Origin of the sequence: Sphingorhabdus sp. YGSMI21, assembly GCF_002776575.1 — a bacterium.
GTDB lineage: Bacteria > Pseudomonadota > Alphaproteobacteria > Sphingomonadales > Sphingomonadaceae > Parasphingorhabdus.
In genome coordinates this window covers 1672181-1696619 of record NZ_CP022548.1, presented here as the reverse complement: position 1 = coordinate 1696619, position 24439 = coordinate 1672181, and the positions used below count along the sequence as shown (strand labels likewise).

22 protein-coding genes and 1 pseudogene are annotated in these 24439 nt (G+C 59.3%); 8 read left to right on the top strand and 15 right to left on the bottom strand.

Features of this window, described 5'->3' with window-relative positions:
- Positions 1-705: 705 nt before the first annotated feature.
- The 7 genes and pseudogenes from CHN51_RS20180 to CHN51_RS08225 form a co-directional block, all read right to left on the bottom strand.
- Positions 706-981: a hypothetical protein gene (locus CHN51_RS20180; protein WP_240616973.1), complete on the bottom strand. Its 276-nt coding sequence runs from the start codon at positions 979-981 to the stop codon at positions 706-708.
- 62 nt (positions 982-1043) lie between these two features.
- Positions 1044-1172 (bottom strand): annotated as a pseudogene (locus CHN51_RS20175) (Rieske 2Fe-2S domain-containing protein); the annotation flags it as partial.
- Positions 1173-1549: 377 nt separating this feature from the next.
- Entirely contained in the window at positions 1550-2692 is a 1143-nt protein-coding gene (locus tag CHN51_RS08245) for a M24 family metallopeptidase (protein WP_100093587.1), read from the bottom strand.
- Between the two features lie 309 nt (positions 2693-3001).
- Positions 3002-4132: a saccharopine dehydrogenase NADP-binding domain-containing protein gene (locus CHN51_RS08240; protein ID WP_100093586.1), complete on the bottom strand. Its 1131-nt coding sequence runs from the start codon at positions 4130-4132 to the stop codon at positions 3002-3004.
- 144 nt (positions 4133-4276) lie between these two features.
- A complete protein-coding gene (locus CHN51_RS08235; RefSeq protein WP_100093585.1) occupies positions 4277-5167 on the bottom strand; it encodes an alpha/beta hydrolase in 891 nt (296 codons plus the stop codon).
- A gap of 110 nt (positions 5168-5277) precedes the next feature.
- Positions 5278-6420: an NAD(P)/FAD-dependent oxidoreductase gene (locus CHN51_RS08230; RefSeq protein ID WP_100093584.1), complete on the bottom strand. Its 1143-nt coding sequence runs from the start codon at positions 6418-6420 to the stop codon at positions 5278-5280.
- A 74-nt stretch (positions 6421-6494) separates the two neighbouring features.
- Positions 6495-7358, bottom strand: coding sequence for a fumarylacetoacetate hydrolase family protein (locus CHN51_RS08225; protein ID WP_100093583.1), 864 nt, complete (start codon positions 7356-7358; stop codon positions 6495-6497).
- A gap of 563 nt (positions 7359-7921) precedes the next feature.
- On the opposite strand from CHN51_RS08225, the gene CHN51_RS08220 reads away from it, so the two are divergent.
- The 3 genes from CHN51_RS08220 (at position 7922) to CHN51_RS08210 (ending at position 12452) form a co-directional block, all read left to right on the top strand.
- Positions 7922-10435 carry a TonB-dependent receptor gene (locus CHN51_RS08220; RefSeq protein ID WP_240616915.1) on the top strand — a complete coding sequence of 838 codons (2514 nt, stop codon included), beginning with the start codon at positions 7922-7924 and terminating at the stop codon, positions 10433-10435.
- A 69-nt stretch (positions 10436-10504) separates the two neighbouring features.
- Positions 10505-11050, top strand: a complete 546-nt coding sequence (locus CHN51_RS08215) for a nuclear transport factor 2 family protein (RefSeq protein WP_100093582.1) — start codon at positions 10505-10507, stop codon at positions 11048-11050.
- Between the two features lie 52 nt (positions 11051-11102).
- The gene (locus tag CHN51_RS08210) at positions 11103-12452 is read left to right on the top strand and encodes an aromatic ring-hydroxylating dioxygenase subunit alpha (RefSeq protein WP_100093581.1); all 1350 of its coding nucleotides are present in this window, start codon (positions 11103-11105) and stop codon (positions 12450-12452) included.
- A 69-nt stretch (positions 12453-12521) separates the two neighbouring features.
- Here the strand turns inward: CHN51_RS08210 and CHN51_RS08205 are convergent, their stop codons facing one another.
- Positions 12522-13145 (bottom strand): TetR/AcrR family transcriptional regulator, encoded by a 624-nt coding sequence (locus CHN51_RS08205; RefSeq protein ID WP_100093580.1) that lies wholly within the window; start codon positions 13143-13145, stop codon positions 12522-12524.
- Positions 13146-13269: 124 nt separating this feature from the next.
- On the opposite strand from CHN51_RS08205, the gene CHN51_RS08200 reads away from it, so the two are divergent.
- Genes CHN51_RS08200 through CHN51_RS08190 form a run of 3 tightly spaced genes read left to right on the top strand, consistent with a single transcriptional unit; the run spans position 13270 to position 17774 of the window.
- Entirely contained in the window at positions 13270-15618 is a 2349-nt protein-coding gene (locus CHN51_RS08200) for a TonB-dependent receptor (RefSeq protein ID WP_100093579.1), read from the top strand.
- Positions 15619-15638: 20 nt separating this feature from the next.
- Positions 15639-16499, top strand: coding sequence for an alpha/beta hydrolase (locus CHN51_RS08195; protein ID WP_100093578.1), 861 nt, complete (start codon positions 15639-15641; stop codon positions 16497-16499).
- Between the two features lie 18 nt (positions 16500-16517).
- Positions 16518-17774 (top strand): MFS transporter, encoded by a 1257-nt coding sequence (locus CHN51_RS08190; protein ID WP_100093577.1) that lies wholly within the window; start codon positions 16518-16520, stop codon positions 17772-17774.
- Here CHN51_RS08190 and CHN51_RS08185 read toward each other — a convergent pair whose 3' ends face one another.
- From CHN51_RS08185 to CHN51_RS08175, 3 genes are read right to left on the bottom strand one after another with little or no spacing between them, the layout of a single operon-like run.
- The gene (locus CHN51_RS08185; protein WP_100093576.1) at positions 17775-18122 is read right to left on the bottom strand and encodes a nuclear transport factor 2 family protein; all 348 of its coding nucleotides are present in this window, start codon (positions 18120-18122) and stop codon (positions 17775-17777) included. It abuts the gene before it with no gap.
- A gap of 10 nt (positions 18123-18132) precedes the next feature.
- On the bottom strand, positions 18133-19107 hold the full coding sequence (gene bla / locus CHN51_RS08180) for a subclass B3 metallo-beta-lactamase (protein ID WP_100093575.1): 975 nt from the start codon (positions 19105-19107) through the stop codon (positions 18133-18135).
- A 51-nt stretch (positions 19108-19158) separates the two neighbouring features.
- Positions 19159-19920 (bottom strand): helix-turn-helix domain-containing protein, encoded by a 762-nt coding sequence (locus CHN51_RS08175; protein WP_164089050.1) that lies wholly within the window; start codon positions 19918-19920, stop codon positions 19159-19161.
- A 135-nt stretch (positions 19921-20055) separates the two neighbouring features.
- On the opposite strand from CHN51_RS08175, the gene CHN51_RS08170 reads away from it, so the two are divergent.
- Positions 20056-20478, top strand: coding sequence for a hypothetical protein (locus CHN51_RS08170; protein WP_100093573.1), 423 nt, complete (start codon positions 20056-20058; stop codon positions 20476-20478).
- Here CHN51_RS08170 and CHN51_RS08165 read toward each other — a convergent pair.
- Positions 20423-21496: an SDR family oxidoreductase gene (locus tag CHN51_RS08165; protein WP_240616914.1), complete on the bottom strand. Its 1074-nt coding sequence runs from the start codon at positions 21494-21496 to the stop codon at positions 20423-20425. The genes CHN51_RS08170 and CHN51_RS08165 overlap by 56 nt on opposite strands.
- Before the next feature lie 81 nt (positions 21497-21577).
- On the opposite strand from CHN51_RS08165, the gene CHN51_RS08160 reads away from it, so the two are divergent.
- On the top strand, positions 21578-22402 hold the full coding sequence (locus tag CHN51_RS08160) for a TauD/TfdA family dioxygenase (protein ID WP_100093571.1): 825 nt from the start codon (positions 21578-21580) through the stop codon (positions 22400-22402).
- Between the two features lie 15 nt (positions 22403-22417).
- Here CHN51_RS08160 and CHN51_RS08155 read toward each other — a convergent pair whose 3' ends face one another.
- Genes CHN51_RS08155 through CHN51_RS08145 form a run of 3 tightly spaced genes read right to left on the bottom strand, consistent with a single transcriptional unit; the run spans position 22418 to position 24434 of the window.
- Positions 22418-22972 carry a hypothetical protein gene (locus CHN51_RS08155; protein ID WP_100093570.1) on the bottom strand — a complete coding sequence of 185 codons (555 nt, stop codon included), beginning with the start codon at positions 22970-22972 and terminating at the stop codon, positions 22418-22420.
- 11 nt (positions 22973-22983) lie between these two features.
- Positions 22984-23400, bottom strand: coding sequence for a hypothetical protein (locus CHN51_RS08150; RefSeq protein WP_100093569.1), 417 nt, complete (start codon positions 23398-23400; stop codon positions 22984-22986).
- Positions 23400-24434 carry a DUF6607 family protein gene (locus tag CHN51_RS08145; protein WP_346426338.1) on the bottom strand — a complete coding sequence of 345 codons (1035 nt, stop codon included), beginning with the start codon at positions 24432-24434 and terminating at the stop codon, positions 23400-23402. The genes CHN51_RS08150 and CHN51_RS08145 overlap by 1 nt, the downstream gene beginning before the upstream one ends.
- Between the last annotated feature and the right edge of the window lie 5 nt (positions 24435-24439).

The following is a 24439-nucleotide window of genomic DNA, read 5'->3' as shown; positions in this document are numbered from 1 at the left end:
GTCACAGAAGGGAGTGAATTTGGGAGTATGGGCTCGGCGAAGATATCTGCCGAGCCCATACGCCTTTTCAAATAGCATGATCACTTGCGCGCCAGTACCGGTCAATCGGCAAGCGTTTCTCAGGTCCAGCCCTTGTTGCGCCTAGCGGCACATAGGTGGTCGGTCAGAATATGATATCTCGTGCTCTTATATTCTGACCGATGATGAGAGGGGCCGTATTCGACAAGAGTTTTCCGACGACTCGGCGCTTTGGAACCATCCAACTGCGTTGGTTGACGTTCGAACCTAGCAAGGGCAATCTTTACCAAGATTGGGTCCCAAGCAGACGATCTACTCCCGGCGCAATTGCAAGCATCCATATTTACAACTGATGTTAGGCTAAGATTGCTGACAAAATATGCGTCATTTGGGCAATTCCACCTAAATTTCCCAATGATTTGAGTGTCCATTGTTATCATGCCCGGTGCACCATTTCTTTCCCCCGTTTTGTTCGTTGGAACTGGCCGGAATTTCGGCTTACGCAAGACGGGCATCGGGGTTAAAGCTGTCGCGCTCGCCCCCGTCCGACGCGACGGGCTATTTTGAAATGCGCCACGCGGATCGACGGTCCACTTAGATCTGTTTTGCCCGATCAGGCGGGGGAATATCCGATGCAGGCGGTAAAGGAAGGCCGTTCTGGATGCGTGGCGGCCCGGCGAAGCCGGCTTAGGCGCCATATTCCTCTTGGACCCTATGTTCGATCATGCAGCAACAGCGGGTGCCGAATATATCGCTGGCAAATTGCAGGTCGTTGAATGCCTCCGTCTCGCCGTCCAGCATGATCTGCATATTTCTGCAGGTGGCGACATCTTCGACAAAGCCGACCTCCAAAGCCGCCGGCAAGGCTTGCCAGAATTCGTCATCCTGCGTGCCGTGATCCATCGAAACCGCCCACCAGTAATGGCAGGGCCGACTGGCAGGGAACGCGTACGATCCTGCCATCCGGACCATAGCGCGCCATGATAGCCGCAGACCAGATTGTCCCCTTCCAACTTGCCTTCCGACAGCGGATAGGCCCGGTGCAGGCACCGGTTCTGCAGCGCTACAAGTTCGCCCGATTCGGTACGATAGAACAGGATCGATTTTTCCAGCAGGGTTCTGGCTTGGGGCTGGCGACCGAATTCATCGGCCATACCGGCGACATACCAGTGACTGTACAGCAACGGCAGTTCGACAATTTCTTCGACGCTCTTGATTGTCGGGTCCCTGTCCTTTCTGAATCCTGTATAAAAATTCAAAATTACCGCAGGTTGCGAGGGTCAAAGCCGGTGCACCGCGCCTCAATCCCGCTTCCGCCAAATCCCGCTACGCGGCGTGCTGGAAAAGCGAAACCCATTGGTCCTGACGAGAGCCGTCGGCCAATATTGCCGTACCGCCATTCGATTGCTGGCCAGCGGCCGGCCGAAGCGGTTGCGCCCGCAAAATCCGGGCTGCTTAGTGCCTTCCCGCCGGCTTTGGTCACTTGCACCGGAACAATCCTGCATCTTTTCCGGCGCGGATCCACCGGATCCTACAACTGCAGCGGCTCCAGGCTTCCGCTTGTCAGGCGCTCACAGCCGGATCCGGTGATAAGATATGTATCGGCGCGCATGATGGCCGGGTGTTCCGCAAGCAGCGGATGGAAAATGAACGTCATTCCCTCCTCAAGGATCAGGGAATTGCCGTCGATGTGCAAATCTTCCAGCTCCATTCCGCAGGCGTGGCCGAAGGAGGGCGTGGCGGACGCGTAGCCATCCGCGCGCAGCTGGCCTTCGATAGCCTGCCCCATTTCGACCAGATCGACGCCAGGCTGGGCAATTTCCAGCCCCTTGTCACGGGCGCGGTTTGCCGCCTCCACGGCCTTGCGCATATCCTCCGGGATCGTACCGGTCGAGACGAGACCGGTCTGTTGCCCGTAATAGCCGAGAAAGCGGGGAGACACTTCGACAAGATACACGCTATCGTCCTCGATCGGCAATGCGGAATAGGGGTTCCGGTCCATCCGCTCCTTGCCGACCGGCAAGGACATGCACAGGTTGAAACTGTCCTCACAACCGTGCGACCGGATGATATGCTCGATATCGGCGAGCACCTCGTAGCGTTTGCGCCCCACCTGGACGATGTCACCCATCTGATCCCAGATCACGTCCGATATCCGGCATGCTTCCCGGACCAGGGCCTGCTCGTCCTCACTCTTTACCAGCCGCAGGTGATGGACATCATCCCAGATATCGACAAATTCCACCCCGGGAATTTCCGCTGTAATCGTTTCCTTCCAGCCGGTCGGGAAATATTCCATTCCGGCAACGCCGATGCGCTTCACCCCGTGGTCCGCGAGCCGGTTTGCGATCTGGCCACCAACGGTCGGATCATTGCCGCTATTCTGCCTGGCCCGGGAATGCGGGACCGCCATCCAGAATGATTCGGTCGCCCAGGACAGTTGGTTGGACATCATCATATTGCCGGGATGCGATACGATCTGCTCACAGCCTTCGTCGCGGTACAACAGGACAGCCGAATAATCATATCCGGACCTGTAATTGGTGACATATCGCTGCAGGGTGGACTGATCGCCAAAATCACTGAACGCGAGGAATACATCTACATCCTGCCGGGCCAGGGCCTTGCGGATCGCGGCCCAGCGGCGGTCTCGTTCTCTCGCGGTCAAATCCATCTCATGTCCTCCTGATATCCATCCTATTTGCCGGCATATCCCTTAGCCTGCCTGTCCGGCAAAGCCGCTCGCGGGAACACAGGCTTTTGCCAATGAATAGACCATATGACCTCAAAAACAATATTTTAATCGAATATATGTGTTTATTTGAAACTCTGCCGTCTGCGCTGCTGCGGGCATATTGTGTCTGGCCAAAGCCGTCGAACAGAGCACCAGTCGATTCGAGCATCCGGTGGTTGTCGCCCCCTTATATGCCCGCCATCTCGGTTATGATTGCCAGCGGGAGATTAAAGGCCGGAGGATCCGGAATCACTCGACACGAAATCGCATGGACGCATATTTTTCGAGACGCTGCACGAGATCGCCCCTGAAGGCAGCTCCCGGTGTCCAGATGCCGCCGGTCAAAGCCCGATCGGCGAGGAGACACAGTGCCGTCTCGGACATCATGATGGAGGTGGTGAGATAGCCCGGATCCCTGGATCCGGTTACGGCGACCCGAACCTCGCGCCGGTCGGCATCCTCGCCGATGAACAATATATCGAAGCGCCCCGCAGCAAGGTCGAGTCTCGGCCCCTCACCCGGTTGCGGAAGCTGGTCAGGGGACGGCGGAGGCGCGGATGGCGGCACCGCGCCCACCATCTTTTCATCGAACATGAAGTCCTTTCCATAAGGGTGCCCCATAAGAAGATTGGAACGGTGGACATTCTTGCTATCGGTCGGACCGAGCATGAAGGGGCCAACCGCGCCTATGTCGGACTCGGTTTCATATGTCTGGTCCGATGGATGGTCCGGCCCCGAAAAGCCGGGCGTAAGGGCGAATGGATCTGCCAATATCGCGGACAGCGCAGGATCGCTCGCGACAAGCTGCATCTGCGATGCGCCACTGGCAACCGATCCACCGGAGGGCCCGCCGACAAATTCCCGGACGCGACTGCGCACCCTTGGCATCGTTTTTCCGAACGTCTTGATCGCTTGTTGCTGGCAGAACCAGACCCCGAGCTCTGAAGGGATGGAATCAAATCCGCAGGAAAACAATATCCGCGCTCCGCTCCTGCGGGCCGCGTCCTCATATTCCTCGATCATCCGGCGCATCCAGAGCGGTTCGCCGCACAGATCGATATAGTCCGTACCCGCTTCGGCGCAGGCCTGGACCAGAGGCGTGCCGTATTTTTGATAGGGGCCCACAGTGGTCAGGACAATTTTGGTTGCCGAAACCATTTTCTTGATCGATCCGGCATCGGCGGCGTCGGCAACAACCAGAGGCAGATCCGACAGGCCAAGCGACTGGCGCAACCGGTCCAGCTTTGCGCGATCCCTGCCCGCCATGGCCCAATTGACCGGCCGGTCCGCAGAAGTCCGGCTTGCCAGATAACGGCACACAAGTTCTCCGGTAAAACCCGTGGCACCATAGACAATGATATCAAATCCGGGATCTGTCATCGCGGATACCCTCCATTTTTATCCGTCGTGCAGACCAGGGACGGTTTTTCCCCACGGGTTCCGCATCCCTGGCCGCGCCGGACGGGTCGAGGGGGCAGACTGGCCAGTCACCAGACGATCAGCCGTGCCGGCGTCCTCTCGATGCTATGACTGGAAGAAACCGATTGCCGCGGCATTGACCTTGTCGGCGGTTTCCCATTGCGGCCAATGCGAGGCTCCCAAGATCTCGAACCATTCCACGCCGGGGATGAGAGCCTTATATTCATAGGCCATTTTCAGGAACATATCCTCATGGTCGACACAGGCCATGACCATGGTGGGCCGGCTGATGCTTTTCAGCTCGTCATCCGTCAGTTCGTTCTTTTCCCAATAGCCGTTTTCCAGTCCGCCGAAAACATTCTCCATCGTCTGCACCATACCGGGCTGCTGATAAAGCCGGAGGCGCAATGCCAGCAGATCCTGCATGCGATCTGCCGGATCCTCGATCAGACCGGCAAACACCTGGTCGATCGCTTCGTAGGTCGGATTTTCAACGGCCTTCATCCGTTCGCCGCGTCCCGCCTTCATCATGGCGATGGTTTCCGGGGTGGGCGCTTCGCGAGGACGGCCCCAGGCCGACATCACGATCAGCTTCTCCACCATCTCGGGATAGCGGGTCGTAAACTTGGTTCCGATCCACCCGCCAATCGAAAGACCGAATATATTCACCTTGGTGAGGTCATGGGCTTTCAGAAAGGCTCCCAACTGAGCGACATAGCTCTCGACATCATGGATCTCGTCCGGCTTCGCGCTATAGCCATGGCCTTTCAGATCATAGGCATAGGTGTTGAAATGCTTCGAGAATTCGGCAAAATTGGCCGTGAAATTTTCCCAGCTTCCGCCCATGCCATGGATCATGACCACCACGGGGGCATCCTTCGGCCCGGCATTGACATAGCGGGTACGGATACCGCCCGCATCGATATAGCCCTGGGTAAAGGCCAGATTGTCCATATAGGCCCAGATGCTGCGCAGATCGCGTTTTGCTTCACTCATTCCTGTCTCCTGTCACCATATTCTGTTCTGCTTGAAATTGCCTTGGCTTGCCGATGGAAGTCGCCGCCTTGCAATGTTTCGCAAGCTGGTTCGGACGGCCGGATGTGGCATTATTTCACCGGAGCCTTCGGAGAGACCGATTGGTTTTTGGCGGCTTCCACGATCATTTTCACATAAGGTTTCCGGACATCGGCATAGGCCTCCAGAGCCTCGCTTGTGAGGCCATGTTCGGCAAAGGATTTTGCCAGCTCGCCGGCATCGTGAATGGACTGGCAGGCGCCCTGCCCGAGACTGGGACGCATCGAATGCGCAGCATCACCGAGGATCGCAATTCTCCGGTCGACCCATTTTTCCGCCACCGGCCGGTCAAATATCGCATGGACGGTGATCGGCTCCACGCGTTTTTCGATCATCGTCCTGACGAGCGGATCCATTGTCTCGGGATAGCGAGCCATGACCCGGTCAACGGGGATATCCCAGGGATCACAGTCCTGAAGCTGGTCACCGCCGACGAACTGCAGGTCGATGCTGACAAATTTGGCTTCACGGACCGGGACGGTCAGGGCGTGCGTGCCGATCTGCTTCTCCTTGTCCCCGAACTCCCACCCGTCCCAGAACCGCATCCGGTCATTGGGCATGTCATCGGGCAACAGATCAGCCGAACAGAGGGTCCGCAAGACCGACCAGTTCGCCGGTGCCGCCTGCGAATTGTCAAACATCGACCTTGCAAGAGAGCGGACCCCGTCGGCCCCCAATATGATCGATGCCCTGACCTCTAGTCCATTTTCAAACCTTGCCGATGCACCCTCGCCGTCCCCGCTGAGCGCGGTCAGCTTATGACCGGTGTGGAGATTGCGGGACGGAATCTGGTCGGTAAGCATTTTCAGGAAATCGGTACGCAGAAAGGCGTGGACGACCCGGCTACCCGCCCGGCTGCTGTCGTTGACACCCAGAGCCCCGAGATCGGGATGCGGGAAGTGAGCCAGCACATTGCCCGACCGGAGCGTCCTGATCTCCAGCCCGTCCAGTTCACAGGCCAGAGCGCGGAACGGGGCGTCGAGATCCCAGCGGCCGAGGACCACAATCGCCGCCGTATCTATGGTGAGATGTCCGCCAACCTCGCCATATTGCTCCGCCTGTTCGAATATATGCGCATCGATTCCGGCCTTGTTCAGCGCAACGGCCGTGGTCAGCCCGCCGATACCTCCGCCGATAATGGCGACTTCCACATTGGCTACATCATTGCTCGGCATTTCAAGCGATCCTCCCTTTTCCGCAGTTTTCAAAGTTCACAACCTCGACCGCTCCGCGCTGTGCACCATTTGCATCAGTCGGAAGCTTCGAGTTCGATCGGGTTCGAAAGCACCCCGATTCCCTCTATCGATACTTCACAGACATCGCCCGGCTGCATGAACACCGGTGGCTTGTGAGCAGCGCCGACACCCTCCGGCGTGCCCGAGATTATCACATCGCCCGGCGCCAGGGCCATGACTTCGGACAAGGTGGCCACCAGCGTGGCGACATCGAATATCATGTCGCTGGTATTGGCATCCTGCATTATCTTGCCGTTCAGCCTGGTTTGCAAACGCAGTCCGCTGGCACCGGCCGGCACCTCGTCGGCGCTGACAAAATAGGGGCCGAAACTGCCGGAGCGATCGAAGTTCTTGCCGATCGTCCACTGATGGGTCCGCATCTGATAGTCGCGTATCGAGCCTTCGTTGAAAATCGAATAGCCGGCCACATGGGCAAGCGCATCTTCCCTGGATATATATTTGCCCGGCTTGCCGATGATCACCGCCATTTCGCCTTCATAATCGAGAATCTTCGAGACCCGGGGCTGGATGATGGGGGCGTTGTGGCCAACCCAGGAAGACGGATAGCGGCTGAACATAACCGGATAAGAAGGAACCTCTTGCGCCCCCTCCTTGGCGTGCTCGACATAGTTCAGACCGATGGCGATCGCCTTGGCGGGCGCGAGGACCGGAGGCAGCCATTCTTCTATCCCGGATAGGGGAATGCGGGATACGGCCTTGCTGCTCAAGGCCTCGCAAGCGGCCATGGCGTCCGAACCGGAAGCCAGCAGCTGATCGATACTGGCCGGTCCGCCCACCTCGGTGAGGTCTGCGATCTCGTCACCGATCCGGAACCCCAATGAATTTGCACCGTTCCGGCGAAAGTTTACCAATTGCATAAAACCAGCTTCCTTACCTTTGTACGCCTACTCAAAACTTCGCCTTCTGCTCCGAACGCACGGCCCCGTCGAAACAGGCGCGGCGCCGGACACCCTTCGGCGGCCCATTTCGGCGGTGCGGCAACAGGGCAGTGAAAAATCCCCAAGCAGCCCCTCCTGCCGAACATCAATCCTGATTAGCCGAATTATATAGAAAATAAAGTGTTTTTTGAATTATATAATTATATTCGAATATTATGAGGGGAACACGAAAGATGCCGCACCGGCGATCATCGCCCCGTCAGCAACGTTCGCCAGGTGATCCGCCCACATCCCTGCCGGACGCTCTCGTCCGACGTCGCACAATCGCTCGCTCGGTCTTTCTGCCGGGAATATTATCGGCCTGCGGTCACGTTCTCAGACACGCAGCGCGACGGGGGGCCGGCACGCTGCTCCGTCGCCCTCCGGACGATTTGTCGGCTGCTCATTTTGTTAGGGCATTTTTGCTAGGCGCAAAATATTTACAGTCCGATACCTTTCCGAAAAGCGCAAAAGCGCACTGGAAAATTAGGAGGGATAACGGAATGGCGAAGACCGCTTTGCGTACAGATTTACTTTACGGAACATCCATTGTGGCCGCCATGCTGGCCGCGCCGACAGCCGCTTATGCACAGGCCGATGCGCCGGGCGACAGCCTGTCCCCGTCGATATTGAGTCAGGCCGCCGTCGACTCGGCCGAGTCGCCCGAAGCGGACATCCGCGAACAGTCCGGCGGATTGCAGGCGATCGTCGTTACTGCCCGTCGGCGCGAGGAAACGGTGCAGTCGATTCCGGTCTCGGTCCAGGCAATTACCGCCGAGGAAATCCAGCAGCGTGATCTGAGCAGCCTGGAGAAAATCGCTGCAGCGACTCCCAATTTCACCATCGCTCGCGCCTCCAATGGCGCCGGCGCGCAGCTGACCCTGCGCGGGATCGGTTCGTCGGCCACCTCGATCGGGATCGAACAGTCGGTCGCGATCGTCGTCGACAGCGTCTATTATGGCCAGGGCCGGATCATCAACGAGGGCTTTTTCGATCTCGCGCGAGTCGAAGTGCTCAAGGGCCCGCAGTCGCTCTTCTTCGGCAAGAACGCGACCGCCGGCGTGATTTCGCTGACCACCGCCGATCCGGGACTCGATCCGGAATATATCGGCCGTGTCGGCTATGAATTTGCCGCCGAGCGCGCATTTGCCGAAGCGATCATCTCGGAACCGCTGACCGACACTCTGGGCGTGCGGGTGGCCGTCCGCGGTTCGCGCATGTGGGGTGGCTATTATACCAACCGGCAGCAGACCATCGACTATCCGACGCTGGATGTTGCCACCGGCGACACCAACCCGCACACGGCTGCACCAGCGGCAACGGAAGCACCGCAGGAGCGCGAGCTGATTGGGCGGGTGACATTGAAATATGAACCCGACGACCGCCTGACCGCAAAGCTCAAGGTCTCCGGCAGCTATAATCGCACGGTCGGCAATGGCTGGAACTATGTGGCGACCAATTGCGTCACCGGCCAGACCACCAATGCCCCCAATTATCCCTGCGACGGCGGCTTCGTCACCCACCAGAATGATTTTCCCCTCGATATTGCGCAGGACTATCCCTTCGCCCGCGATGACGGCGCGCTCTACAATAAATATAAAAGCTGGGCAGCGACCGGATCGCTGGAATATGCGCTCGACAATGTGACGATCAGCTCGATCACCAATTACAACTGGAACAACAACAAATTCGCCTGCGACTGCGACTTTCTGAGCGCCGGCGTCTGGGCAACGGAAAATGCCAGCTATAATGCGTTCAGCCAGGAATTGCGGGCCCTCACCGATTTTGACGCACCGGTAAATCTGATGATCGGCGGTCTGTATCAGAGCACCAAGCGGAATTTCTATCAGGCGGTGATGTTCGCCAATCTCGAAGATTCGACCGCTTCGGCGCAGAACCGCTATATCGCCTATTCCAAGGAGTCGGAGACCGAGGGCGAGACCCTGTCGGCTTATGGCCAGGTGATGTGGCAGATCACGCCGACGCTGGAAGCCACGGGCGGCGTCCGCTATATCCACGAGACCAAGGAAAGCAGCTTCACCCAGCCTTATGTCAACACCGGTCTGCAGGGATTGTTCCTGCCCGAGAGCGCTGCGGTGAACGGCACAATCTACGGCGACCAGACGTTCAACGACTGGTCCCCCGATTTCACCCTGCGGTGGAAACCGACCGACGATATCATGCTCTATGGCGCCTATCGCGTCGCCTATAAATCGGGTGGTTTCTCGAACAGTGCGATCAACTCGGCCCTGTCTCCCGATCCGGAAGGCGATCTGACCTTCAACCCGGAAAAGGGCAAGGGTTATGAAGTCGGCATCAAGACCAATCTGGCCGACAATCAGCTGCAAGCCAATCTGACCTATTATAATTATAAATATACCGATCTGCAGGTCGACTTCTTCAACAGCGCGATTTTTGCCTATATCACCTATAATGCCGGGAGCGCACGCAGCGAGGGTGTCGAGCTGGAGCTGGAATATGCGCCTTATGCGATCCCCGGCCTGCGTCTGCGCGGCAATCTGAACTATAATGAAGCGCGCTATGAAGATTTCATCGCGCCCTGCTATGGCGGCCAGTCGATTGCCGCGGGTTGCTCGCTGGTGGTCGGTGGCGTGCCGTCGCAGGATCTCAGCGGTTCGCCCACATCGGCGGCGCCCGACTGGACCGGCACCATCGGTGTCTCCTACGAGACCGAAGTGTCTTCCGATCTGAAATTCGGCACCAATGTCGATATGCGCTATAGCGACTCCTATATCGCGTCGAGCTTTGGCGATCCGGGTACCAAGCAGTCCTCCTATGCCATTCTCGATGCGGGTCTGCGCATCGGAGCGGCGGACGATAGCTGGCAGCTGGCCCTGATTGGCAAGAATCTAACCAACAAATTCTACTTTACCGGCGGCGGCACAGCGCCTTCCACAGGCTCGGGAACCGGAACGGCGGCGGCGATACCGGGCGATAATATCGGCTATGGCGCCTTCCCGCGGACGGTGACCCTGCAGGGCACGATACGCTTCTAAACGGCACGCGGACAAAGGCATGGCGGTCCTCGCGGGTCGCCATGCCACTTAAAAAGAGGAGACTGGAACATGACTTCAGCCGAAACGCGATCAGCACCCTCGCGCGAGCAGCGCATCTCCGACATGCTCGACAAGCAGGACTGCACCGAGCTGGTGCATCGCATGGCGCGGGCGATCGACCGCTGCGACGCCGGGCTGGTCGACCAGCTGTTTCATCCCGATGCGACCGATGACCACGGCAGCTACAAGGGCAGCGCCAAGGATTTCACCCCCTGGGTGATGGAGGTCCTGTCGGGCATGCACCGCACCCAGCATATGGTCGGCAATGTCCTGATCAAGCTGGACGGTGACACTGCTTATGGCGAAAGCTATTTCATCGCCCATCACGCGATCCCGGCCGAGGACGGCAGCGACAATTTCATGATTGCCGCCGGCCGTTATCTCGACCGTTTCGAACGGCGGGACGGTGAATGGCGCATGGCCCATCGCGGCGCGGTCTACGACTGGAGCAGCATCAGCCCGTCGACCGATATCTGGGACCGCGCCAACATGCCCGATTACAGTTTCGGCGTCCGCGGCGAAGAGGATCCGTCCTACGCCCATTTCGCCCGATAGCCCGCATATGATATTATAAGCCCAGAACAGGAAAATTTTAGGAGATAGCACCATGTCCGATGTCGTCACTGCTGACCGCTCCGCCGCCTCGCTGAAGGCCGCGACCGAAAAACTGCGCGATCCAGAATTCCGCAACACGCCGATTACGCCTGACCGCTATTATTCGCAGGAATGGGCCGACAAGGAATGGGACACGATCTGGACCAAGACCTGGCAGATTGCCGGTGTCGCCGACCAGCTGCAAAAGGCCGGCGACTGGATCACCGCCGATTTCGGGCCGGAAACCATCGTCTGCATCCTCGGCGAGGATGGCGAGACCCGGGCCTTTTACAATGTCTGCCAGCATCGCGGCATGCCGCTGGTGACCGGCGAACAGGGCAATGCCCGGGGCAAGAGACTGACCTGCCCCTATCATGGCTGGGCCTATGAATTTACCGGCAATCTGAAAGCGGTGCCCGACGAAGCCGACTTCCTGCAGGGCTCTCCCTGCGGCAAGCTCAATCTCAAGCCTGTGCAATGCACGGTCTGGGCCGGTTTCATCTGGATCAACATGGACGAGAATGCCGTTGGCCTGCGCGAATATCTCGGACCGATTGCCGAGCAGATCGAAACCTATCCGATGGACAAGATGAAGCGGACCCACTGGGTCACCGTCGAGGGCAATTTCAACTGGAAGCTGATCCAGGACAATTTCAACGAAAGCTATCACGTGCCCTTCGTCCATCCGCAGACGAAATTCGTGATGGAATATTCCCACCATCACTGCAAATTCGATCTCTATCCGGAAGGCCATGCGCATATGATCATGCCCGGCGCCGGACCGACCAAGAATCTGCGCGGCGGCGAAAAGGAAACATTGGAGCAACTGGCCGAGGAACTGGAATTCTGGGGCCTCAATCCGGATGATTACCGGCAGGGCAAGACCGGCGAGATCCGGCTGGCGTTACAGAAGGCCAAGCGCGAACTGGGCGCGGAAAAAGGCTTTGACTTCTCCGCCTATCAGGACTCGCAGCTGACCGATCACTGGCATTACACGATCTTCCCGAACCTGTCCTTCAGCCTGAAGCCGGACGGCAATATCTGGCTGCGCGCCCGGCCGCACGAGAGCGATCCGCAGAAATGCTATTTCGACATGTGGTATATGACGCTCTTCCCCGAAGGCACCGACCGCTATTATTCGCAGAGCATGGCCGAGTGGGTCGACACGTCCGTGCCGGCACCGCATATCCAGGGCACGGTCGAGGACGTCTCCATGGGCCCGGGCATCGATCAGGATGTCGAGGTCTGGGAAGTCCAGCAACGCGGTCTGCGCTCGCGCGGCTACGAGCGTGACTATCTCGCCTGGCAGGAACGGCGGGTCCGCTATTTCCACGAGAATCTTGAAGCCTGGATGGCAAAATAGGCCAAAGGAAAATCAAACGCACCGGCGGTGGCAAGCCCCTCGCCGGTGTGGATATCCCGATAGGAGGGACTAGCGCTTTTTCGCGATACCTTTTGCCAACAGACTATTGGCCAGCTCGGCAATTTCGCTGGGCGATTTTTCTTCCGACCAGATTCCATAGCGCAGGCCGAGAAAGACGTTCATCCCCATGATCGCCCAGGCGTGCGCCTCTTCCAGTCCGCCACGCAAGTCTCCGGCGCTGCTGCCTTCCTGCAGCCGTTCGTAAATCCGTGCCGCCGTTTCTTCATAATGCGCGCGATAGCTGGCCGGATCGACAAATTCGGCCTCATCGATGATCCGGTAGATTTCCTTATGCTCGCGGGCGAAGGTCATGAAGGCCTCTAGCGCCTGCTTCTCCCGCTCCAGCGCGTCCTGCCATTCGGTCATTGCACCAGCGGCGTGGCTCTTCACCCGCGCGCTCATATCCTTGACCAGGGCGCTGAACAGCTCGTCCTTCGAATCGAAATAGGTGTAGAAGCTGCCCAGCGCGGTGCCTGCCCGCTGGGTAATCCCGGTGATCGAGGCTTCGTGAAAGCCCTTTTCGCCAAATTCCAGCGCCGCCGCGTCGAGCAATTTGCGCTTGGTCTTCAGCCCGCGCGCGGTACGCGGCTGTTTGTCTTTAGACTCAATATGTTCGCTATATTCAGTGGCCATAATGTCACGGCTAACCGCATTTTACCGGATAAGCAAATTTCTAAGTTGAATAATGGTTCAACTTTCAATATAGAGCGGCCAACGACCTGGAAATGCCAGGCAGATATTCAAGGAGGATGCTTTCATGAAATTCCAGCACACCGTTAGTTATGCAGCGATCATCACCGGCCTCGCGGGCGGACTCGTCGCGCCAGCCGCAGCCCAGGTTCCGGCATCCGAAATGGCGACAGAAGATAATGATGACGGCGCTATTGTCGTAACCGCCCGGCGCCGTGAAGAACGGCTGAACGATGTGCCGATCGCGATTACCGCCTATTCCGCCGAGAAGCTTGAACAGCAGGGGGCGGTCGACATTACCGATATCGGTCTGACCACGCCGAACACGACGCTCGAAGCATCGCGCGGTACCAACTCGACTCTCTCCGCCTTCATCCGCGGCATTGGCCAGCAGGACCCGGTTTCCGGTTTTGAACAGGGCGTCGGCATCTATCTCGACGACGTCTATCTCAACCGTCCACAAGCCGCGGTGCTGGATATCTATGATGTCGAGCGGATCGAAGTTCTGCGCGGACCACAGGGCACGCTTTATGGTCGCAACACCATCGGCGGCGCCGTCAAATATGTGACCAAGCGCCTGCCGCAGGATCCTTCGTTCAAGGCACGGGTCACTTATGGTACCTATGACCAGGCCGAAGCGGTGGTCACCGCCAGCATGCCGATTGGCGACCTTGTGCGCGTCGGCGCATCCGGTGCCCGCCTGTCGCGCGGCGGTTTCGGCGACAATCTGACCAACGGTCTTGAAAATTACAACAAGGACATCTGGGCCGGTCGCGGCACTCTGGAAGTGGGTGGCTATGGCGAACCCGTTCTGGTGCGGATTTCCGGCGACTATACCAAGGACAAGAGCAATCCGCGCGGCGGCCACCGCCTGATCCCGGGAGCCGTATCCGGCGCACCGGTTCTGGACGATGTGTTCGACACACGCGGCGGTCTCAACGATCCGGTACAGGATATCGAAGCTTATGGTCTCGCCATGAATATCACGGCCAATCTCAGCGACACCGTGACCCTGCGGTCGATCAGCGCATGGCGCAAGGATGACACGGCAACGCCAATCGATTTTGACGCGCTGCCGGCGGTCGATCTCGACGTCCCCGGATTTTACCGCAACGAACAGATCAGCCAGGAATTCCAGCTGCTCTACGAAGGCGACAAGCTCAACGGTCTGGTCGGCTTCTACTATCTCGATGCCAAGGCCGACACCTTGTTCGATGTCCGCCTGTTCACGACCTTCGCCGGCCTGACCGCCTTTACCCAGGCCGATGTCGACACCGAAACCTATGCGGTTTTCGCCGACTTCACCTATGATTTCACCGAGCAGCTGAGCCTGTCGCTCGGCGGCCGTTATACCTGGGACGAGCGGACAGCCAGCATCTTGCGGCAAAATTATCTGGGCGGCGGCTCGCCGACCTTCGGTGGCGCAGGCATTCCGTTCGGCGCGCCCGGCACGAACTTTGAAGGCAGCGCGAATTTCAAGAAATTCACGCCGCGTGCCTCGCTGAGCTACAAGCCGACACCCGACCACAATATCTACGCCAGCTTCTCGCAGGGCTTCAAGGGCGGCGGTTTCGATCCGCGCGGTGTCGGCGTCAATGCGCCAACCACCAACGCCAGCGGTATCCCGAGCGATGCCGAGGTCGCGGCTTTCCTCAGCTTCCAGCCGGAATCGGTCGACAGCTATGAAATCGGCTACAAGGGCAGCCTGCTCGATGGCGCGCTTAATATCGCGCTCGCCGGTTTCTACACGGATTATACCGATGTGCAGATTCCCGGCTCAGTGGCATGTACGGTCGCCGGCCTGCCATCGTTCTGCGGTGTGATCAACAACGCCGGCAAGGCAACGCTCAAGGGTGTTGAACTCGAGGTGTCGGCAAGGCTCGGCGAGGATCTGATGGCGGGGGGCGACCGGCTGATGTTCTCCGGTGCGCTCGGCTATATTGATGCCGAATATGACGAATATATCACCAACATCGGAGGCGTTCCCACCGATGTTGCGGAATTCCGTTCGGTCCAGAACACGCCGGAATGGACCGCCAGCGGCACATTGTCCTATTCGACGCCAGCGGGAGACGGGGACATCTATTTCGGCACCACCCTGTCCTATCGCAGCAAGACCAACCAGTTCGAAATTGCCAATCCCTATATAGACCAGAAAGGCTTCGCCCTGCTCGATGCCAATCTTGTCTATAACGCGCCGGACAAGCGGTGGAGCATCGGACTGCACGGCAAGAACCTGACCAACAAGCGCTACAAGACTTCCGGCTATACCTTTGTCGCCGCCAATCCGGTGACCGGCGAGATCGTGACCGGCACCAATGGCCAGCCGATTGGCACGCTCGGCCCCGAGGGCACACTGACTGCCTTTTACGGCAACCCGCGTCAGGTCTTTATCACAGCCGGGGTGAAATTCTGACCAGCACCCAGGCAGATCCGATGACATATGCCGACCATAGCTACCGGAGCGCAGACGACCGGCTGGACCTCTATGCCCGCATCTATGACGGGGACGGTCCGCCGCTGCTGATGATGCACGGCCTGACCCGCAACAGCGGCGATTTCGAGGTGTTGGCCGGCCATCTTGCCGGTACATATAAACTGATTGTCCCCGACCAGCGCGGTCGGGGACGGTCGGACTATGATCCCGATCCCGAAAATTACACGCCCGCCGTCTATGTCGAGGACATGTTCGCGCTGGTGGACGGGCTGAAGCTCGGCACCATGGGCATGATCGGCACGTCGATGGGCGGGCTGATGGCGATGATGATGGCGGCCAGGACCCCTGACCGTTTCAGCAGCCTGATATTGAACGATATCGGACCGGCGGTAGAAGCGACCGGTCTTGCCCGCATCCAGACCTATGTCGGCCAGCCGGCAGTGTTCGACGACTGGCAGCAGGCCGCCGACCATTGTCAGGCGGTCCAGAGCGACAATATGATCGGCTATGGCGCGCAGGACTGGATGGCCTTTGCGCGGCACACCTGCGAGGAGACTTCGGAAGGCAAAATCCGATTTGCCTATGATCCGGCGATTTCCGAAGGCCTGTCGGGCAGCGAGCAAACCGTGATTCCGCCGGACCTCTGGCCCATGTGGGACACGCTGTCTGCCCTGCCCGTGCTGGTGATCCGGGGCGCGTTGTCAGACATACTTTCCCCCGTTACCGTGGCCGAGATGAAACGCCGGCATCCCGATCATTTCAGCGCCGTGGATATAGAAAATCGCGGCCACACGCCGATGCTGGACGAACCGGCTGCGCTGGCAGCGATCGACCGCTTCTACGCCGAATTTGGACAGTAAACAGCAGGGCAGCAGAGCATGAAAAGCCGGACGACTTCACCCAATATCGCGCTCGGCATGTTGCTGCTGGTCTATATTTTCAATTTCGTCGACCGCCAGATACTGGCGATCCTGGCCGGGCCGATCCAGGCCGATCTGGGGTTGAGCGATACCCAGATGGGGCTGCTCGGCGGCATTGCCTTTGCCCTGCTCTATTCGACGCTGGCCGTGCCGCTGGCATGGGTGGCGGACAAGACCAGCCGCAGCTGGGTGATCACCATCTCGCTGGCGATCTGGAGCGGCTTTACCGCACTGACCGGACTGGCGCAGGGTTTCTGGTCGATCTTCCTGACCCGGCTGGGCGTCGGCATTGGCGAAGCGGGCGGCGTGGCCCCTTCCTACGCGCTGATCTCCGACCATTTCCCGAGCGAGAAACGGGCCCGGGCGCTGGCCATCTATTCGCTCGGCATTCCATTGGGCTCAGCCACCGGGGTGATCGCGGGCGGCTATATCGCCGCCACCGTCGACTGGCGTCTGGCTTTCTTTGTCGTCGGGCTGGCGGGCGTCTTGATCGCGCCGTTCTTCAAATATTTTGTACGCGACAAGATCAAGGTTCCGGCACCGGCAGACCAGACGGTCGCGCCTTATAGTTTCAAGGGGACCGTGGTTCTGCTGGCAAAGAAGAAGGCCTTCTGGTTCTTCGCCTTTGGTGCGGCCTCCAGTTCGATGCTCGGCTATGGCATCGCCTTCTGGCTGCCGAGCCTGCTGCAGCGCAGCTTTGGCCTCAGCCTGATCGACACCTCGCTGTTCTTCGGCGCGATATTGCTGATCGGCGGGGTCGCCGGTGTACTCGGCGGCGGCATGATCGGCGACTGGCTGGGCAAGAAAGACAAGGCTGCCTACGGGCTGGTTCCGGCAGCGGCTTTCCTGCTGGCGGTGCCATTGTTCGCCGCTGGAATCATGAGCGGTTCGGCGACCGTCGCCTTCATCCTCTTCCTGATCCCGCAGGCGCTGGCCTATTTCTGGCTTGGCCCCGTCCTCTCGGCGGTCCAGCATCTGGTTCCGGCCGACGCGCGGGCGACGGCTTCGGCCCTGTTCCTGCTGATCAACAATCTGATCGGTATCGGCGGCGGGATATTCTTCCTCGGCGCCCTGTCCGACGCGCTGATGCCGATCTACGGCGAGGAAGGCTTGCGCTATTCGATGCTCTACTCGCTGACCTTCTATGTGATTGCTGCCCTGCTGATGGCGCTCGCCGCGCGGCCGCTGCGCAGCGAGTGGGTCGACGAAGGCTGATCAGCTCTCCGGCACCGCGTAACAATCGCGGTAGGAGGTGAGCTTGCCATCGGCGACCCTGTACAGGCCGACGCCCTCGATATCGCCATCGGGACGCTTCCACAGCCAGCGCGACCAGGCGACCTGTTCGTCGCCGGCAATCTCCAGCACTTCAAAATGCATCTTCTTGTCGGCCAGTTCCTTGGTCAGCCGGTGCAGAAGCGCGGAGATCGCTTCTATGCCTTCGACCCGGCCGATCGCGGGGTCTTCGAACACCGCATCGTCGGCGAACAGGGGGATCAGCTTGCTATAGTCATGGCCATCCTGAAGCTCCCAGAACGTTTCGATCAGCGCTTTTGCCTGTGCCATATCTATTCCCTCACTCGCTCATGATCGCATTATGTTTCAGCGTCTGCTTTTCCAGCGCCGCTTCGAACGCCTGTTCCATTTTCGCGATGAAGGCGGGAAATTCGCTGTCATCGACAAAGGCCAGAGGATCGCCGGCCGCGAGTTTCTCCTGCTTGGCCGCCATGCCGAAAAATTGCGGATGGTTGGACAGAAAGACGTCGGGTTTCCAGTCCCTGGTCAGCGCGAACGTCTTGCGATAATCCTCGACGATACCCTCATATTGAGGCGGCCCCACCAGCCGGTTGGCGGCGACCGAGGCGGAGCAGAAGAACAGCGTCTTGTAGCTCCTGCCGTCCTGTTCGATATCCATGGTCCACGAGGTGCAGCCGCGGGTGTGGCCCGGCGTCAGATGCGCGGTGAGCGCGACCTCGCCAAGCTTCACGACTTCGCCATCGGCGATGATCTGGTCGACCTTGACCGGCGGCGCGCCCATCGAGGCATCGTCCTCCGAGCCGAGATAGAAGCCGCCTTCCAGCGCCGACCGGTCGCCTTCGCTGGCCAGCAATCTCGCGCCGGTCAGCTGCTTCAGTTCGGCCAGACCACCGCTATGGTCAAGATGGGCGTGGCTGTTGAGCAGGATTTTGACATCGGCCGGATCATAGCCCAGCGTCTTTATAGCCTCGGCAATATAGGCGCCCTGCCCCGGCATGCCGCCATCGATCACGATATGGCCTTCCTCGGTTGGGATGAAATACATGCCCAGCCCCTCGGTACCGACATAATAAATCCCCTGATCCGCATCGCCGATCACCCGGAACGGTTCGACATTGGCAAACCAGGAGGGAAATTGTTTCTGCGCGGCGGCAAGCGCTGCGCTATCGCCAGCGGCCTGCTCGCCGGCAGCCGCCCGAGCGCCGGACCCGCCGGCGCTGTCGTCCGACGCCACCGGTGCACAGGCTATAAGGCCCGACAGTCCCAGCAGCAAAACCCATTTCATCGCTCGCATAAAATTCTCCCTCTCCCTACCCTATCGGTCGCGGGCGGACCATGCCAACCGCTATCTTTCGAAAAACTGAACCGTCTCCGCATCCATCGGGAACATCAGTTCGATCCGTGTCTCGCCCGCCTTGATATCCTGTACCGATCCGAACTGGGCGATGACGGAGAAAAGCGACAGGCGGTTCTCCCCAACCCGGAAGATCGTCGGGATCACCGCCTGGTTGAGATTGATCGATCCCATATCGGCCTTGCGGACCCGCTCGTGCTCCGCCAGCCGGGCGGCCAGCGCGGAGAGCTGATCTTCCCCGCCCAGCTCCAGTATCTCGGTGCGCAGGCGCGAGAGGGACAGGACCGCCACCTCGTCCCAATTCTCGATCAGGTCGAGCCCTGCACAGTTGATCAATATGTCGATCAGATTGGCCGGACCGCCGGGGCTGGCCAGCGCAAGGATCATCTGCGCGCCCTGATTGCTGCTGACGATATTCCAGTGGCGGTCGATGGCATAGCCGGGGAAAGGATCATGATGGTCGAGCATCGCGCTGATCGCCTGATTGACCGGGGCCAGTTCGGGTGCGTCGTCGGATAGACTGGGATAGACCGGCGCAAAGCCCGCGGCATGGAGCGCCTGGTTGGTGGCCGGGCGGGGCAGGTGCAAGGCTTCGGACAGGCGCAGCACCATCTCGCGGCTGGGATTGGACCGGCCGGATTCGAGGAAACTCAAATGGCGGGCCGACATTTCGGCCTCGAGGCTGAGGTCAAGCTGGCTGAACCGGCGGGTCTTGCGCCAGTCCTTCAATATCGCGCCAAATTCCGACGGCATGATCGTCTCTCTCCTCCTGCGCCTCACCTGACCGGCAGATAGCATGAAACGCGACCCATGCACTTACCCGGCAGGTAATTGTTTTGATGAGCGGCCTGTGGTTTATCACGAATATCCAGGAATGAGGAGCTGATCATGTCACCACAAGCCGCTGGCCGCTATATCCGTATAGTCGGAATTTTTTCGATTTTCGTCGCCATATTGTTCGCCTTCTCCGGGGTGAACGACTTTACCGGCGCCAACGATATATTCTTCCACCTCGCTTCCTCCGGCGGCAATGGCGTTGCCGGGCTCGATACGCCGGAAGCGAAAATGGCAATGGCAATCGCCGGTGGCGTCTTCGCCGGCATGATGGCCATGTATGTCTTCATCACCGCGCCGGGCGTGGAACAGGGCAGCGACCTGATCCGCAAGGGATCGATCTATACATTCCTGGTCTGGTTCGCGGTCGACAGCGGCGCATCGGTGGCCTCCGGAAATGCACCGAACGTCATCCCCAATATTATTTTTCTAGTCGTTTATCTATTACCGTTGTTTCTGGTGAAACGCACGGCCTGAAGACCCGGCGAAACTCACGGTTGTTCACATCCTTGACCCAGGGTCCGTATGGCGAGCTGCCGAGCATCGAGACCTGTATCCGGGCACTGACTTCGTTGATCTCCAGCTGCGGTTTGCGGCCGGGGTGGACCGGCAGGCGCAGCGGTCTCTTGCCGGGTGCCTTGGCGATCAGGTCGGCGATGGCGCGTGGCACATCCATCGGATCGGTCGAGCCGCCGCTGTTGCGCAGCGCGCCGTCGACCAGCGCCTGATAGGCGGCCTTGCGCTCGTCATCGGCCCGTTCGAGCATCGGCGCGGTATATTGATTGCCGTTTTCCCAGATTTTTGTCGGGAAGCCACCGGGCTGGACAATGGTGACATCGACGCCGTGCGGGACCAGTTCATAGGCCATTTGCTCGCTCATCGATTCGACCGCGAATTTGGTTGAACTGTAGAGGCCCATGCCCGGCACCATCACCCGGCCGAGCTGCGACGAAACATTGACGACCAGACCGGATTTCTGCGCGCGCATCTTCGGCAGGGCCGCGCGGGCGACCCGCTGGTAGCCCATGACATTGGTGTCGAACAGAAGCTGCATCGTTTCGAGATCCTGCAGCTCCACCGGAGCGCCGGTGCCGATTCCGGCATTGTTGATGACCACATCGAGCGCGCCGCCATTCAAACGTTCGGCTTCGGTCACAGCCTTGTTCACCGATTCATCCGACAGCACGTTCAGCTCGAGGATGGTGATATCCAGATTCTTGTCCTTGGCCGCCTTGGCCAGCGCATCGCCTTCCGCGCGCGGCAGATTGCGCATGGTGGCAAAGACTTTCGCGCCCTGTTCGGCATAGAGGATCGCGCCGAGATAACCGAAACCGGAGGAACAGCCGGTGATCAGGATCGACTTGCCGGCGAGATCCGGCTTGCCTGGAACGTCGGTCGCGGTCGCCGGACCGGCGGACAGCACAGCCCCGGTGGCAGCAGTAGCAGCCAGCAGCTGGCGGCGGTTGAGGGATGGCATTTTACTTGTTTCCGGCATTGAAGGACTCCTAAAATCTCTATCTGCTGCTACACTAGCATGAAATCCGTTCCAGAGAGAACGGGATAAAGGGAGAGCAGCATGCGGATAGAAAAAGCCGGCGTGGCGGTCGGCGCGATTGTCGAACATGTCGATGTCACCAGCCTGAGCGATCAGGAATTTGCCGATATCCGTCGCGCCTTTCTCGACCATGGCACATTATTCTTCCGCGACCAGAAGCTTACCCCCGAAGACCATATCGCCTTTGCCAAGCGCTGGGGCGCGATCGACCTCAACCGCTTTTTCAAGCGGCGCGAGGGCTATCCGGAAATTGCCGAAGTGCTCAAGGAACCGGACCAGCAGCTCAATATTGGTGGCGGCTGGCACACCGACCACAGCTATGACCAAGCGCCGGCCATGGGGTCGATCCTATACGCGCTGGAAATCCCGCCGAGCGGCGGCGATACGTTGTTCGCCGGAATGGCGGCGGCCTATGACGCGCTCGATGACGGGATGAAAGACCGGATCAAGGACTTGAAAGCGCGGCACGGCAATGCCCATGTGTTCGGCGAGGAGAGCGCCTATCGCAAGGCGATCGGCGACCGCTACACCAATGCCGATCAGGCGGGGCAGACGGCGATCCACCCGGTGGTGCTGGCCCATCCCGAAACCGGAGTGAAGGGCCTCTACGTCAATCCGGGTTTCACGCTGGAGATTGTCGACATGGATCCGGACGAAGGCCAGGCGCTGCTGCAGCAGCTCTATGACCATATCATGCAGGACCGCTTCCACTATCGGCACCAATGGCGCGAAGGCGATCTGGCTATGTGGGACAATCGGTCGACCTGGCATTATGCCCTGAACGACTATCACGGCCACCGCCGCTATCTGAACCGGATCACGATTGAAGGGGTTGCTCTGGCGTAGTCTGTCCCTCTGGGATCAGACCGCGAAGCCGAGAGCGAGAAAAGCTACTGTTCCCAATGCCAGCGAGACAAGGGTTTTGCGGCGATAGGGCTTTGCCAACAGGCCGACGATCAACCCGCCGACAATGACCAGGAACAGGGCGATGCCCGCGATCAGCTGATAGGTTTTGAACAGCGCCGGGCCGTGGCCCTTGTGCAATTCCATCATCGCATATTGAAAGCCGGGCTTGTGCAGCGATGCTTCCAGCCCGTCGGGCGTCTCGTTGATCCGGGCAAAGGTCCGCGAGGTCGGCCGGGTGGTCATCTTTCCGCCCCGGCTGCGAACGCTTTCGATGTCCAGATCAATGCCCTGCGCCGCGAGAACAGTGCCGATATCCTGTTTCAGCGTCGGGCTGTCCGGATCGATCTGCGTATCGGCGGGCAGTTCAATCGGGAGATCCTCGATCGACGCTTCCACCCCCGCAAGCTTGAGCGCGCCGGTGATGCCAACCAGCAGAAAGGAAGGCGCCAGAAAGGCGGCAAGGAACAGATGAACCAGTATCAGCAGGTTCCGGGTTTTGACTTTATTCACGCAATATTTCCTTAGCGCTGGAACCGGCCGGCAAATTTGGTGAAGGCGAAATGCAGTTTCTGCCGGTCCGACCGGCCGATCATCTCGCCGAGCAGCCCGTGGAAATGATCCGGTTCACGCTGTACCGCTGCCGTTGTCAGATCGAGCATCAGCATTTCGTCATAGCTTGTCTGCTGGCAGCAGGGCCGGTGCACGGCCATCGGTTCGGGCCAGCAGTCGCTCATCAATTCGATGATATGGGCGAAATGGCGGGCCACGATTTCATCCCCCAGTTGCTTGACCAGATAGGGTTTCGGGTCCTGCCGCTTTTTCCACGCCAGAACGGCAATCCGCATGGCGACAACTATCCGCATTTGCGCAGCGGGCAAGGCGGCGATCTTGGGGGTCGCGGCCAGCGATTGCGCAAATGCGGATATCGGCTCCGGCATCAATAATCTGCTGATGCTGGAGCTGTCTGTGCAGCGGCCTGGGCGGGTTGCTTACTGGTTGCGACCCGAATAAGCGACCGCGCTTCCTCCACTGCAGCAGTCTCGGTCAACTTGCCGTCGGAAATTTCCGTACCCATGTACAACAGCCGCCCGCTGATCACGGTTCCGGTATGCGCCTCTTCCTCGACGGTCACCCCGCCATTGGCAGCGATTGCGGCATCCCATTCGGCCCGCACCTGTTCCCAGTAGCTTTTGGTTTTCGCCCAGTAATCGTCAGCCGCGCTGACGTCATAGCCGTCGAATTTCGTGTATGTGTTGAGCACCGATTCCTGGACATAGGGAACGGCCTTGCCATCGACCGTCTTCATCTTTGTATTGTCCTGCCAGTGGATCCAGCCACCGGGCATCGGCTGATGCCGGTTGATCGCCTGATAATGGTCATAGACCGGATCGCGCACGGCATCGCGGCGGGCCAGAGGCCGGGCGGTCCAATCGCTGGTCCAGCTGCGGATGCCGTTGACCGTCTGCCATTTGCCGACACCGCCATAGCGGGGGCTGTCGTCGACCTGCCAGACGGTTTGCGACCAGTTACCTTTGCGTTCGGATTCCGGAACATCCCTGTTCACCCATTCGCCAGCCCCGGCATAGACCAGCACCTTGGCCGGTTCATAGACCCAGTCCTGGCGCCAGTGCTTGATGATGAAGGTTTCGCCTTCATGTTCGGCAACCAGCAGATGCTGCAAAACGATTTCCCGGCCGGTATCCTTGATCACGCGGACGCTTTCATGCCCGCCGGAAATCTTCGCCTTGATCGGTTCGTAATCGTCCCGCCATGACGTGGTTTCCGCCATGTCGAACTTGACCTTATAGTCTCCCGCCATCGCCAAAATGTCGGCGCGGTCCTGTTCGAAGGACGCCTGCGTAGTCGTCGCCACCAGGTGCGGCTGGTCGCCAGCGGCCAGCGCCGGTGACGTCGCCATGGCCAGAGCGAACAGGGCCGCCCCCAATTTTGTTTTCCATTTCATGGTCATCATTATTT

Excerpts from the sequence above, each read along its gene's own strand:
- CHN51_RS20180 (WP_240616973.1), bottom strand. The coding sequence starts at position 981 with ATGGCAGGATCGTACGCGTTCCCTGCCAGTCGGCCCTGCCATTACTGG.
- CHN51_RS08245 (WP_100093587.1), bottom strand. The coding sequence starts at position 2,692 with ATGGATTTGACCGCGAGAGAACGAGACCGCCGCTGGGCCGCGATCCGC.
- CHN51_RS08240 (WP_100093586.1), bottom strand. The coding sequence starts at position 4,132 with ATGACAGATCCCGGATTTGATATCATTGTCTATGGTGCCACGGGTTTT.
- CHN51_RS08235 (WP_100093585.1), bottom strand. The coding sequence starts at position 5,167 with ATGAGTGAAGCAAAACGCGATCTGCGCAGCATCTGGGCCTATATGGAC.
- CHN51_RS08230 (WP_100093584.1), bottom strand. The coding sequence starts at position 6,420 with ATGCCGAGCAATGATGTAGCCAATGTGGAAGTCGCCATTATCGGCGGA.
- CHN51_RS08225 (WP_100093583.1), bottom strand. The coding sequence starts at position 7,358 with ATGCAATTGGTAAACTTTCGCCGGAACGGTGCAAATTCATTGGGGTTC.
- CHN51_RS08220 (WP_240616915.1), top strand. The coding sequence starts at position 7,922 with ATGGCGAAGACCGCTTTGCGTACAGATTTACTTTACGGAACATCCATT.
- CHN51_RS08215 (WP_100093582.1), top strand. The coding sequence starts at position 10,505 with ATGACTTCAGCCGAAACGCGATCAGCACCCTCGCGCGAGCAGCGCATC.
- CHN51_RS08210 (WP_100093581.1), top strand. The coding sequence starts at position 11,103 with ATGTCCGATGTCGTCACTGCTGACCGCTCCGCCGCCTCGCTGAAGGCC.
- CHN51_RS08205 (WP_100093580.1), bottom strand. The coding sequence starts at position 13,145 with ATGGCCACTGAATATAGCGAACATATTGAGTCTAAAGACAAACAGCCG.
- CHN51_RS08200 (WP_100093579.1), top strand. The coding sequence starts at position 13,270 with ATGAAATTCCAGCACACCGTTAGTTATGCAGCGATCATCACCGGCCTC.
- CHN51_RS08195 (WP_100093578.1), top strand. The coding sequence starts at position 15,639 with ATGACATATGCCGACCATAGCTACCGGAGCGCAGACGACCGGCTGGAC.
- CHN51_RS08190 (WP_100093577.1), top strand. The coding sequence starts at position 16,518 with ATGAAAAGCCGGACGACTTCACCCAATATCGCGCTCGGCATGTTGCTG.
- CHN51_RS08185 (WP_100093576.1), bottom strand. The coding sequence starts at position 18,122 with ATGGCACAGGCAAAAGCGCTGATCGAAACGTTCTGGGAGCTTCAGGAT.
- bla (WP_100093575.1), bottom strand. The coding sequence starts at position 19,107 with ATGCGAGCGATGAAATGGGTTTTGCTGCTGGGACTGTCGGGCCTTATA.
- CHN51_RS08175 (WP_164089050.1), bottom strand. The coding sequence starts at position 19,920 with ATGCCGTCGGAATTTGGCGCGATATTGAAGGACTGGCGCAAGACCCGC.
- CHN51_RS08170 (WP_100093573.1), top strand. The coding sequence starts at position 20,056 with ATGTCACCACAAGCCGCTGGCCGCTATATCCGTATAGTCGGAATTTTT.
- CHN51_RS08165 (WP_240616914.1), bottom strand. The coding sequence starts at position 21,496 with ATGCCGGAAACAAGTAAAATGCCATCCCTCAACCGCCGCCAGCTGCTG.
- CHN51_RS08160 (WP_100093571.1), top strand. The coding sequence starts at position 21,578 with ATGCGGATAGAAAAAGCCGGCGTGGCGGTCGGCGCGATTGTCGAACAT.
- CHN51_RS08150 (WP_100093569.1), bottom strand. The coding sequence starts at position 23,400 with ATGCCGGAGCCGATATCCGCATTTGCGCAATCGCTGGCCGCGACCCCC.
- CHN51_RS08145 (WP_346426338.1), bottom strand. The coding sequence starts at position 24,434 with ATGATGACCATGAAATGGAAAACAAAATTGGGGGCGGCCCTGTTCGCT.